The sequence below is a fragment of the Rubrimonas sp. genome (assembly GCF_036788415.1).
Lineage (GTDB): Bacteria > Pseudomonadota > Alphaproteobacteria > Rhodobacterales > Rhodobacteraceae > Rubrimonas.
The window spans coordinates 1-10331 of record NZ_DAIQNN010000090.1; the positions used below are offsets into that span (position 1 = coordinate 1).

A 10331-nucleotide genomic window follows, 5' to 3' on the forward strand; every position below is an offset into this window, starting at 1 on the left:
CCGACCTGCACGAGGTTCTTCGCCGGCACGTTGGGCAGGTTGGTCGAGTGGAACCACGGCGTGGTGTGCATCCGCTCGTCGAGGTCGCGCTCCTGAATGTCGGCGTGGCGGTCGAAATGCACGATGCCGATCTTCTTGGAGGTGCATTGCGCGATGCCGCGCACGCAGGGGAAGCCGATCGAATGGTCGCCGCCGACGATGATCGGGAAGGAGCCCGACGAGAACACATGCGCGACCGCGCGGCTGATCTGGTCGAAGGTCTTCTCGATGTTGCCGGGGATGGTGAAGATGTCGCCGGCGTCGCACAGGCTCATCTGTTCGCGCAGGTCCACGCCAATCTCGTAATTGTAGGGCGTGTAGAGCGCGCTGATCTTGCGCACGCCTTGCGGCCCGAAGCGCGTGCCGGGGCGGTAAGTCGTGCCGCCGTCGAAGGGCGCGCCGAGCACGGTGGCGTCGTAAAGGCCGACTTCGGTCACGTCCTCGGCGTAGGGGGCCTTCAGGAAGGTGTTGATCCCAGCGTAATGGGGCAACTCGCCGCGCGCGAAAGTGGGGATAGAGCGGTCCTGGATGCTGTCGGCGGCGGTCAGGCCCATGCGCAGCGCCCAGGCCTTCTCCTTCTCCCATTCCGCGCCGGGGATGTCGGCTTCGGCCTGCATCGCCTTCCAACCCAGAAGCTGGCTGAGGTCGGGGTGGTGGCGGCGGATGTCCGCGCGGGCGCGCTCGCGCGGGTGGTGCGAGCGGCTGCGGTCAGGACGGGTCTGCATCGTCTCTCTCCCTGAGGCTCTGGAACGGAAATCCGCCGTTCCGCGCGTCGAAATCATAGGTGATGGTGGCCCCGTAGGCTTCGGGGTCGTCGGGGTCCCAGCGCGGCTTGTCGAAGACCAGCACGCGGTCGCCGAGCTTGAAGCCCTCTGAAAGGTCGTGGGTGACCATGAAGACGGTCATGCCGGTTTCGGCGCGCAACTCCTGCAGGAAATCGTGCATCGACAGCCGCGTGCCGGGGTCGAGCGCGCCGAAAGGCTCGTCGAGCAGCAGGATGCGCGGGCGCGCGGCGAGCGCCTGCGCGATGGCGAGGCGCTGCTGCATGCCGCCCGAAAGCGACGCGGGATACTGGCCCGCCACATGGCCGAGGCCGATGCGCGCGAGCGTCTCCTCCGCCCGCGCCCGCGCCGCGCGCTTCGCCGCGCCGAAGATGAAGCCCGAAGATCGCGCCCGAAACGCCTGCGCTGCAACGAGATTGTCGCGCACGCTCAGATGCGGGAACACAGAATAGCGCTGGAACACCACGCCCCGCTCCGGCCCCGGCTCGCGCGCGGGCGGCGCGCCGGCGATGCGGATCTCGCCGCGAGAGGGCGTCTCCTGCGCCAGAAGGAGCCGCAGAAACGTCGACTTGCCGCAGCCCGAGGCGCCGACGATCGAGACGAACTCGCCTTCGTCCACCGTCAGCGACACGCGTTCGAGGATCGGGCGGCCCGCATAGCTCTGGAAGACGTTCTCGACTGTCACGAAGCTCACAGCGACGCCCCGCTCCAGGGGAACAGGCGGCGGCCGATGAGGCGCAGCGCGACGTCGAGCAGGAAGGCCAGCACCGTGATCCAGGCGACGTAGGTCAGGATCACGTCCATCGCGAGATAGCGGCGCACGAGGAAGATGCGGTAGCCGAGGCCCGATTCGGAGGCGACCGCCTCCGAGGCGATCAGGAACAGCCAGGCCGGCCCGAGGCTGAGGCGCACCGACTGGATCAGCCGCGGCATGACCTGCGGCAGCGCCACCCGCAGCGCGATCCCGAGGCTGGACGCGCCGAGCGTCTGCGCCTTCACGATCTGCTCCGCCGGCAACTCGACGACGCGCTGCGCCATGTCGCGGATCAGGAAGGGCGCGACGCCGATCACGATCAGCGCCACCTTGGAGACTTCGCCGAGCCCGAACACGATGAACAAAATCGGCAGCACGGCGAGCGGCGGGATCATCGACAGAGCCGCGACGAACCCCGCGAGCCCCGCGCGCACATGCGGCAGAAGCCCGATCAGCAGCCCCAGCGCCAGCCCCAGCGACGCCGCGATCCCGACGCCGAGACCGAGCCGCGCGAGGCTCGCCCAGGTGTCGCTCCAGAACAGGATGACGCCGCTGCGCCGGTCGGGCTCGGTCAGCAGCCGCTCGGCGGTGGCGAGGATGGTCGAGGGCGCCGGCAGCAACTTGTCGGCGGGGTTGACCGACAGCCGCATATCCGAGGCGACCGCATAGGCGATCAGCGCGACCGCGAAAGGCAGGAGCGCGAGAAACGCCCCAAACGCCCTGCCCGGTCGCCGGTTGATGAGCCGCACGGCCCGCTCTCCTCGACGCCCTCAGCGCGGCTTTTCAGAGCGCGCCGTCCGCCGCCATCTGCATATACGTGGTGTCGAAGCGGAACTTGACGTTGCCCGGATCGCCCGTCACTGAACCGTCGGGATAGGCGACGCCGACGAAATCGGCGCTCGGCGCGCCCTCGCCGAGAATTCCCTTGTCGAACAGGAATTCGGCGACTTCGACCATGGTGCGCGGCAGCTCGGCGCTCTGCGTGAAGGCCACGGCTTCGGCAGGGTCGTAGAACATCGCCGTCGAGGCGAGTTGCGCATCGTAGCCGGGGAGGTCCGTGCCCGACGCCTCGCCCATGGCGGTGCGCGCGGCGCGACCCTCCTCGGTGTCGGAGGACATGAGCGCCATCGCCTCGTACCACGCGCCCGTCACCGCCTTGCCGAAAGCGGGATTGGCGGCGAGCGTCTCGGTGTTCACCACCAACAGGTCGATGATCTCGCCGGGAATGTCGGAGCTGTCGAAGAGCTTGTTGGCGCCGGGCGTTTCGAGGATGGCGGAGACGAGCGGGTTCCAGGTGACCACCGCCTCGACATCGTCGGTCGCGTAGGCCGCGATCATGTCGGCGTCGGAGGTGTTGACGACTCCGCCGAGGTCGCGCTCCGACAGGCCGACGCTGTCGAGCCCGCGCGCCAGCAGGTAATGCGAGACCGAGAGTTCGACGAGGTTGACCTTCTTGCCCGCAAGGCTGGTCAGATCGCCCTCGCCCTTCAGGATCACCGCGTCGTTCCCGTTCGAGTAGTCGCCGACGATCAGCGCAGTCGTGTCCACGCCGCCGCCCGAAGGGATCGACAGCGTGTCCATGTTGGTGGCGGAGACGCCGTCGAACGCGCCGGCGGCGTACTGGTTGATCGATTCGACATAGTCGTTGATCTGCACGATCTCGACGTCGATGCCGTATCTCTCGGCCCAGCGGTCCATGATGCCGCTGTCCTCGATGTAGCCCCAGGGCATCCAGCCGACATAGATCGACCAGGCGAGGCGGAACTCGGTCTTCTCCTGCGCGAGCGCGGCGGGAGCGTTCGAGAGAAGGGCCGCGCCGAGCGCGCCCCCGAAGGCGAGGCCGCGCAGCGCAGCGGTGAAGTCGCGGTGGGGCATGTGCCGCCTCCTGTCCAGCGTTCCGCAAAAGATCGAGGCCATGCGACCGCCTGCGGAACGGAGAGAGGCGCGGTCGGACCGGACGCAGTGCTCTCCCGGGATTTTGTCCCGCCGTGTACCGGCGCGGCTGCCGTCGCCCCGGCGGCGTCTCTCGGACCGGACCCTTCGAAAAGGCGGAACCCTAGACGCCCTGCGAGGCCGAAGCTGCCAGCCGCGCCCGCCCCCGGCAATCGCGACCCGGCGCCGCCCGTGCGAAATCGGGCTGGCGCCTCCCCCTTGGGCGCCGGAACTTGGCGGCGCCGCTTTCGACGCCAGAACGCGGCCGCGACCTGCGCGGGGATTTGAACCCGCCCGCCCCGCCGGCTAGGCTGCGCGAAAATCGCGGGGGAGCGCGGGATGTCCACAGGCGAAGCGGCGGCGATGGCGCTTCTGGCGCGGCTCGGCGCGCGCTGGACGCTGGTCGAGCACGAACCCGTCTTCACCGTGCGGGAGAGCGCGCATGTCACCGCGCATCTGCCCGGAGCGCATACCAAGAACCTGTTCCTGCGCGAGAAGTCCGGCCAGCTCTGGCTCGCGACCTGTCTTGCGCATCGGCGCGTCCGCATCCGCGATCTGGAGCGGCGGATCGGCGCGAAGGGCGTCAGCTTCGCCAGCGCCGAGGCGTTGCGCGACGCGCTCGGCGTCGAGCCCGGCTCGGTGACGCCGCTCGCGCTGGTCAACGACGCGCCGCCGCGCGTGCGGGTGGTCCTCGACGCCCAGATGCTGGACATGGACCCGGTGAACGTCCACCCGCTTCGCAACGACGCGACTGTGGCGATTGACGCGCAGGCGCTGCGGGCCTTCGTCGCCGCGACCGGCCATGACGCGGTCGAGTTGGATTTCGACGCGCTCGAGGCGCTCGCCGCAGAGCATGCGCGCGGGCGCGCCGCCGCGGGGTGAGCGCGCGCAGCCCGCGGTCCCCTAATCCGGGCGTCGCCTCTGGGAAGATCGGCGAGGCCGCGCTAGATAGACGCGAGCGCAGACGGCGACGCGCTGCGACAAGGGAGACGCGGGAATGCTCGGACTTGGCGAAAGGCCTTCCGCCGGCGCGGCGGATTTTGTGAAGGACGGCTCCGACGCCACTTTCATGGCCGATGTGATCGACGCGTCGCGCGAGGCGGCGGTCATCGTCGATTTCTGGGCGCCCTGGTGCGGCCCCTGCAAGCAGCTCGGCCCGGCGCTTGAGGCTGCGGTGGCGGCGACCAAGGGGCGCGCGCGACTCGTCAAGATCGACGTCGACAAGCATCAGCAGATCGCCGGCCAGCTTCGCGTCCAGTCTATCCCGGCCGTCTTCGCCTTCGTCGACGGCCAGCCGGTCGACGGGTTCATGGGCGCGCTCCCCCCTTCCGAAGTTAAAGCATTCGTCGAGAAGGTCGCGGCGATGGGGCCGGGCGGCGACCCGCTCGGCGACGCGCTCGACGCAGCCGACGAGATGCTCGACAAGGGCGAGGCGGCGGAGGCCGCGCAGGTTTACGCCGCCATCCTCGGCGAGAGCGCGGAGGAGACGCGCGCGATCGGCGGCCTCGCCCGCGCCTATCTCGCCCTCGGCGACGTCGACCACGCGCGCGCGACGCTCGACGCCGCCCCCGCGGCCAAGGCGCAGGACGCCCACATCGTCGCCGCCCGCGCGGCCCTCGACCTCGCCGAAGCCGCCGCCGGCGCCGGCGAGACCGGCGAGCTGCGGGCCCGCGTCGCCGCGAACCCCGACGACCATCAGGCCCGCTTCGACCTCGCCGTGGCGCTGATCGCCGCGCGCGACAATGAAGGCGCGGTGGAGGAGTTGCTCGAACTGTTCCGCCGAGACCGCGAGTGGAACGACGGGGCGGCGCGCGCGCAACTCTTCAAGTTGTTCGACAGCCTCGGCCCGAAGGACCCGCTGGTCGCCAAGGGCCGGCGCCGGCTGTCCTCGATGATTTTCGCCTGACCGGAAGGCCGCCAATTGTCCCGACGCTTCGCCCTCGCCGACCTGCCCGAGACGATCGCCGTATTCCCCCTGGCCGGCGCGATGATGCTGCCGCGCGCGCGTCTGCCGCTCAACATCTTCGAGCCGCGCTATCTCGCGATGCTCGACGACGCCCTGAAGACCGAGCATCGCCTGATCGGCATGATCCAGCCGCTCGAGAAGACCGGCGACGCGCCGCCCAAGCTGCGCCGCATCGGCTGCGCCGGACGCGTCACCAGCTTCTCCGAGACCGAGGACGGGCGCTATCTGATCGCTCTGACCGGGATTTGCCGGTTCCGGGTCGGCGAGGAAGTCGAGGGCTTCCACCCCTATCGCCGGGTGAAGGCGGAATGGGTCGATTTCGCCCGCGACCTGACCGCCCGCGACTCCGATCCCGGTTTCGACCGCAAGGCGTTTCTGGGCCTGCTCAAGCGCTATTTCGAGGCGTCGGGCCTGTCGAGCGACTGGTCGAGCCTCGAGGAGGCCGACGAGGAGATGCTGGTCAATTCGCTCTCGATGCTCTGCCCCTTCGCGGTGGAGGAGAAGCAGGCGCTGCTGGAGGCGCCGCGGCTGGCCGAGCGGCGCGAGACGATCTGCGCGCTGATGGAGTTCGCCATCGCCTCGCGCGGCGAAGACACGGGATCGCTGCAATGACCGAGAAAGACGCGCCCGCCGCCCCCGACCATCCCCGCGCAGCCCCCGGTCTCGACCGGCGGATGCTGGAGGCGCTGGTCTGCCCGATCACCCATGGGCCGCTCGCCTTCGACGCCGCGCGCCTCGAGCTGGTGTCGCGCAATGCGGGCCTCGCCTTCCCGATCCGCGACGGCATCCCGATCATGCTCCCCGACGAGGCGCGCGCGCTCGACGACTGAGACGACGCCGCGTTGGGCGGTCGCCCGCTGCGCAGTGGGACGGCGCATCGAATCGGTTAACATGCGCGCGAACCATGCGGGGGGCGCGCCATGACCGAGAAAACCTTCGTCATCGGACTCACCATGGCGGGCGCCGTGTCCGCCGGCGCCTACACGGCGGGCGTGCTCGACCAGCTCATCCGCGCGCTCGACGCGCATGAGCGGGCGAGGGCCGCAGGGCGCGCGCGCCACCGGGTCGTGCTCAAGGTGGTCAGCGGCGCGTCGGCGGGCGGCGTTTCGGGGGCGCTCGCCGTCGCCTCGCTGATCCGAGGGCTCGACCATCGGCGCGAGCGCTACAGCCCGGTCGCCTGGGACCCGCTCGACGCGCCCGACCCCGGCGCCCCCGAGGCGCCCAGGGTCGTCGACTACGACACGATCCTCGGGCCCCTGCACGACATCTGGGTCGACCGGCTGAGGCTCTACGACGCGAAGGGCGGCGGACTGCTCGGCGACGCCGATCTGCGCGCCCATTCCGGCGCGCTGATGTCGGCGCTCGACAGCGAGGCGCTCGACGTCGCTGCGGACGAGGCGCTCGCCGGCTGCGTCTGGACCGGGCGGCCTTACGCCTTCATCGCCGAGCCCTTCGAGCTGTTCTTCACCACGACGAACCTCAACGGCGCGCCCTATCAGGTGCCGTTCGGCGGCGGCGAGCGGGCGGGCCACCGCATGGCCAACCACGCCAATGTGCGGCATTTCCGGGTGCGGGGGCTCGGCTCGGTCGAGATCGGCTCGCGCTGGCTCGACATCTGGCGCGACGACGGCATCGCGCTGAGCCTGCCTTTCGACCTCGCCGAGACCATCGACTTCTCGCGCCGCGAGAAACTGGGGGACCGCGCGACCGCTTGGACCGAGTTCCGCGAGACGGCGATGGCGACCGGAGCGTTTCCCGGCGGGCTCGCCGCCCGGATCGTGCGCGCGGACATGGACGAGTTCTGCCCGCGCGAGGCCGGGGGGCGGGCGCGAGGCGGCGCCTGGCCCTTGCGCATCGACCCCGACCAGCGCCCCCGCCCCGACTGGACCGGCGCGCCCGAAGGGGCCGACGCGACCTATGTCGCGGTCGATGGCGGGGTCTGCAACAACGAGCCCTTCGAACTGGCCCGCTTCACGCTGCTGCCGCCGGTGGACCCGGTCAATCCCGCCGACTGGCGGCTCGGGATCAACCCGCGCGAGGCGGACAAGGCCGACCGCGCCGTGCTGATGATCGACCCCTTCCCCGAGGGCCCCTCGTTCCGCCTGACCGACCCCGACGACATGATGGCGCGCGCCATAGCGTCGGTCGCAGGGCCCCTGCTCGGCGCGCTGATCGCGCAGGCGCGGCTGAAGCCCGAGGAACTGGTCGCCGCCGCGGATTCCGAAGTCCATTCGCGCTTCCTGATCGCGCCGCGCCGGCGGGACGCCGACGAGACCCCGATCGACGGGGCGGCGGCCATCGCCTGCGGCGCGCTCGGCGGCTTCAGCGGCTTTTTCGACGAGGCGTTCCGGCGGCACGATTTCCTGCTCGGCCAGCACAACTGCCAGCGCTTCCTGCGCGCGCATTTCACGCTCGCGGCCCGCAACGAGGTGTTCGGCGACGCCGCGCCCGGCGATCTGGCGATGCGCCCGATCCTGACGCCCGACCCGGACGAGCCGCCGGTGGCGCAGCCGGCATGGGCGCAGATGCCGCTCGGCCGGCTCGACGAGACGTTCCGGCGGATCGGGCGGCGGCTCGACAAGGTGTTCGAGGCGGGGCTGCGGAGCAATGTGGGCGTGGGCGCGGCGCGCTGGCTCATCCGCCGGCTCTGGGCCAACGGGTTGCGCGACGCGGCGCATTCGACGATCTGCCGCCAGATCGAGGCGGCCCTGCTCGACCGCGACCAGATCTTCGCGACCTTCCCCGCCGACATCCGCACGCCTGTCGGGCGGAAGGTGCTGGCGCATCTCGCGGGGCCGGGGCCGCATCTGCGCTCGGTCGAGGGAACCGCCCGCGCGCTCGCCGGAGAGGATGGCCCGGACGCGGCGCTGCGCGAGGCGGTCGCGCGGGCCTTCCGGGCGCTGCGCTATGGCGAGGTTCCGAAACGTTACCGGCTGGAGCGCTACGGGTCGCGCAAGGCGGACGGCGCGAAGCACGACCTCCACCACCTCGCGCCCTACGGCCCAGGCTGGCTACGGCGGCTGACGCCGGGGATGGAGGTGACCGACGATCTGGGCTGAGGGCGGTCAGTCCTCCAGCGCGGCGCGGCGGGTGTCGGACAGGAACTCGCGCCGGTAGAGCATCCAGAGCGTCAGCGCCGAGGCCAGCGCAAGCGCGACCGGGCCGAGCAGCCAGGCGAGCGCGGCCAGCGCGAAATAGATCGCGCGCAGGCCGCGGTTGAAGCTGCGGGCTGCGAGGACGTTCATCCGCGCCGCGCGCGCCGCCACGCGCGGCGCCTCCGGGTCGTCATGCGGCGGGATCGCCCCGACCATCACTTCGCAATAGCCGAAGATGCGGTGCGACCAGACGAAATGCAGGAAGGCGACCGCCAGCACGGCGATCACCAGCAGCAGCTTCAGCGTCCAGATCGCGCTCGGCGCGGTTTCGGCCCCCGCCAGGTCTACCGCGACCGAAGCGACGCGGTCGGCCTGCCCGATCAGCGCGATGGCGCCGCCGAGCGCCAGCAGCGCGCCCGAGATGAAGAAGGCGACGCCGCTGCGCAGCGAGCCGACGAGTTGCGCGTCCATGATCCGGTTTTCGCGCAGGGCGGTCTGCGCGAACCAGCGCGCCCTCCAGCGCGCCATGATCTCGGCGGTGGCGGGGGTCTTGCCCGGTTTCGGGCGCACCAGAGCCTCCATCCGCGCCCAGCCGCCGAACAGCAGGGCGAGCGCCGCCAGATCGAGCGGACCGAAGGCGTCGAACAGGGCCGGGGCGTCGATCATTGCGCGACCATAGCGCGCGCGACGGATTGGCAAAGCCCCTCCGCGCGCGCTAGCTGGTCCGCAAACGGTCAGGGAGGACCACGCCATGCAGATGCCCGAGCCCGACAAGCGGATTCTGGGCCGCCGCGCCGAGATCGTGCGGGGCCTGCGCGCGATCCTGCCCGAGGACGCGGTGATCGACGACCCGGCGGGCCTGCGCGTCTACGAATGCGACGCGCTCTCGGCCTATCGGCGGATGCCGCTCGCCGTGATCCTGCCACGCACGACCGAGGAAGTCGCCAAGGCGCTGAAATTCCTGCGGAAGGAGAAGGTTCCGGTGGTGCCGCGCGGGGCGGGCACGTCGCTCGCCGGCGGGTCGATGCCCGTCGAGGACGGGGTGATCCTCGGCGTCGCCCGGCTCAACAAGGTGCTGGAGATCGACACCGACAACCGATTCATCCGGGTGCAGACGGGCGTCACCAACCTGTCGGTGACCGGAGCCGTGGCCGACCGGGGCTTCTTCTACGCGCCCGACCCCTCCAGCCAGCTCGCCTGCGCGATCGCCGGCAACATCGCGATGAACGCGGGCGGGGCGCATTGCCTGAAATACGGCGTGACCACCAACAACCTGATGGGCGTCACCTTCGTCAGCATGGAAGGCGAGGTGATGGAGATCGGCGGCGCGGCGCTCGACGCGCCGGGCTACGACCTGCTCGGGCTGATCTGCGGCTCCGAGGGCCAGCTCGGCGTCGTGACCGAGGCGACGCTGCGCATCCTGCGCAGCCCGCTCGGCGCGCGGCCGATCATGTTCGGCTTCGACAGCTCCGAAGTCGCCGGCGCCTGCGTGGCCGACATCATCCGCGAGGGCGTGCTGCCGGTCGCGCTGGAGTTCATGGACGGCCCGGCGATCCGCGCCTGCGAGAATCACGCGAAGGCGGGCTATCCGTTGAACGCGGCCGCGCTTCTGATCGTGGAGGTCGAGGGCTCGGAGGCGGAGATCGAGGACCAGCTCGCCCGCATCCGCCGCATCGCCGAGCGGCACGGCCCCATCGCCATGCGCGAGAGCCAGAGCGCCGACGAGAGCAAGCGCATCTGGCTCGGCCGCAAGTCGGCCTTCG

At 70.8% G+C, this 10331-nt stretch carries 11 protein-coding genes and 1 riboswitch; of the genes, 6 read left to right on the forward strand and 5 right to left on the reverse strand.

The window, feature by feature from the left end:
• From V7Q31_RS15075 to V7Q31_RS15090, 4 genes are all read right to left on the reverse strand, one after another.
• A partial coding sequence (locus V7Q31_RS15075; RefSeq protein ID WP_333834686.1) for an arginase family protein occupies positions 1 to 764 on the reverse strand: 764 nt, incomplete at its 3' end.
• Positions 748 to 1515 (reverse strand): ATP-binding cassette domain-containing protein, encoded by a 768-nt coding sequence (locus V7Q31_RS15080; RefSeq protein ID WP_333834687.1) that lies wholly within the window; start codon positions 1513 to 1515, stop codon positions 748 to 750. The genes V7Q31_RS15075 and V7Q31_RS15080, both read right to left, overlap by 17 nt.
• Positions 1512 to 2324 carry an ABC transporter permease gene (locus V7Q31_RS15085; protein WP_333834688.1) on the reverse strand — a complete coding sequence of 271 codons (813 nt, stop codon included), beginning with the start codon at positions 2322 to 2324 and terminating at the stop codon, positions 1512 to 1514. The genes V7Q31_RS15080 and V7Q31_RS15085 overlap by 4 nt, the downstream gene beginning before the upstream one ends.
• Before the next feature lie 34 nt (positions 2325 to 2358).
• On the reverse strand, positions 2359 to 3450 hold the full coding sequence (locus tag V7Q31_RS15090; RefSeq protein ID WP_333834689.1) for a putative urea ABC transporter substrate-binding protein: 1092 nt from the start codon (positions 3448 to 3450) through the stop codon (positions 2359 to 2361).
• A 90-nt stretch (positions 3451 to 3540) separates the two neighbouring features.
• A riboswitch (guanidine-I (ykkC/yxkD leader) is annotated at positions 3541 to 3646 on the reverse strand.
• A gap of 200 nt (positions 3647 to 3846) precedes the next feature.
• Here V7Q31_RS15090 and V7Q31_RS15095 point away from each other — a divergent pair.
• From V7Q31_RS15095 to V7Q31_RS15115, 5 genes are all read left to right on the forward strand, one after another.
• Complete coding sequence (locus V7Q31_RS15095; protein ID WP_333834690.1) at positions 3847 to 4389, forward strand: prolyl-tRNA synthetase associated domain-containing protein; 543 nt, start codon at positions 3847 to 3849, stop codon at positions 4387 to 4389.
• Positions 4390 to 4504: 115 nt separating this feature from the next.
• Positions 4505 to 5413: a tetratricopeptide repeat protein gene (locus tag V7Q31_RS15100; protein WP_333834691.1), complete on the forward strand. Its 909-nt coding sequence runs from the start codon at positions 4505 to 4507 to the stop codon at positions 5411 to 5413.
• Positions 5414 to 5428: 15 nt separating this feature from the next.
• Positions 5429 to 6085: an LON peptidase substrate-binding domain-containing protein gene (locus V7Q31_RS15105; RefSeq protein WP_333834692.1), complete on the forward strand. Its 657-nt coding sequence runs from the start codon at positions 5429 to 5431 to the stop codon at positions 6083 to 6085.
• Positions 6082 to 6303, forward strand: a complete 222-nt coding sequence (locus tag V7Q31_RS15110; RefSeq protein ID WP_442976648.1) for a Trm112 family protein — start codon at positions 6082 to 6084, stop codon at positions 6301 to 6303. The genes V7Q31_RS15105 and V7Q31_RS15110 overlap by 4 nt, the downstream gene beginning before the upstream one ends.
• A gap of 90 nt (positions 6304 to 6393) precedes the next feature.
• Complete coding sequence (locus V7Q31_RS15115; RefSeq protein ID WP_333834693.1) at positions 6394 to 8532, forward strand: patatin-like phospholipase family protein; 2139 nt, start codon at positions 6394 to 6396, stop codon at positions 8530 to 8532.
• Between the two features lie 6 nt (positions 8533 to 8538).
• On the opposite strand, the gene V7Q31_RS15120 is transcribed toward V7Q31_RS15115, so the two are convergent.
• Positions 8539 to 9234 carry a DUF599 domain-containing protein gene (locus V7Q31_RS15120; RefSeq protein ID WP_333834694.1) on the reverse strand — a complete coding sequence of 232 codons (696 nt, stop codon included), beginning with the start codon at positions 9232 to 9234 and terminating at the stop codon, positions 8539 to 8541.
• 85 nt (positions 9235 to 9319) lie between these two features.
• Here V7Q31_RS15120 and V7Q31_RS15125 point away from each other — a divergent pair.
• Positions 9320 to 10331 (forward strand): FAD-binding protein (locus tag V7Q31_RS15125; RefSeq protein ID WP_333834695.1); only part of this gene is annotated, 1012 nt, incomplete at its 3' end.

Coding starts and splice junctions, on each gene's coding strand:
- V7Q31_RS15090 (WP_333834689.1), bottom strand. CDS start 3,450: ATGCCCCACCGCGACTTCACCGCTGCGCTGCGCGGCCTCGCCTTCGGG.
- V7Q31_RS15095 (WP_333834690.1), top strand. CDS start 3,847: ATGTCCACAGGCGAAGCGGCGGCGATGGCGCTTCTGGCGCGGCTCGGC.
- V7Q31_RS15100 (WP_333834691.1), top strand. CDS start 4,505: ATGCTCGGACTTGGCGAAAGGCCTTCCGCCGGCGCGGCGGATTTTGTG.
- V7Q31_RS15110 (WP_442976648.1), top strand. CDS start 6,082: ATGACCGAGAAAGACGCGCCCGCCGCCCCCGACCATCCCCGCGCAGCC.
- V7Q31_RS15115 (WP_333834693.1), top strand. CDS start 6,394: ATGACCGAGAAAACCTTCGTCATCGGACTCACCATGGCGGGCGCCGTG.
- V7Q31_RS15120 (WP_333834694.1), bottom strand. CDS start 9,234: ATGATCGACGCCCCGGCCCTGTTCGACGCCTTCGGTCCGCTCGATCTG.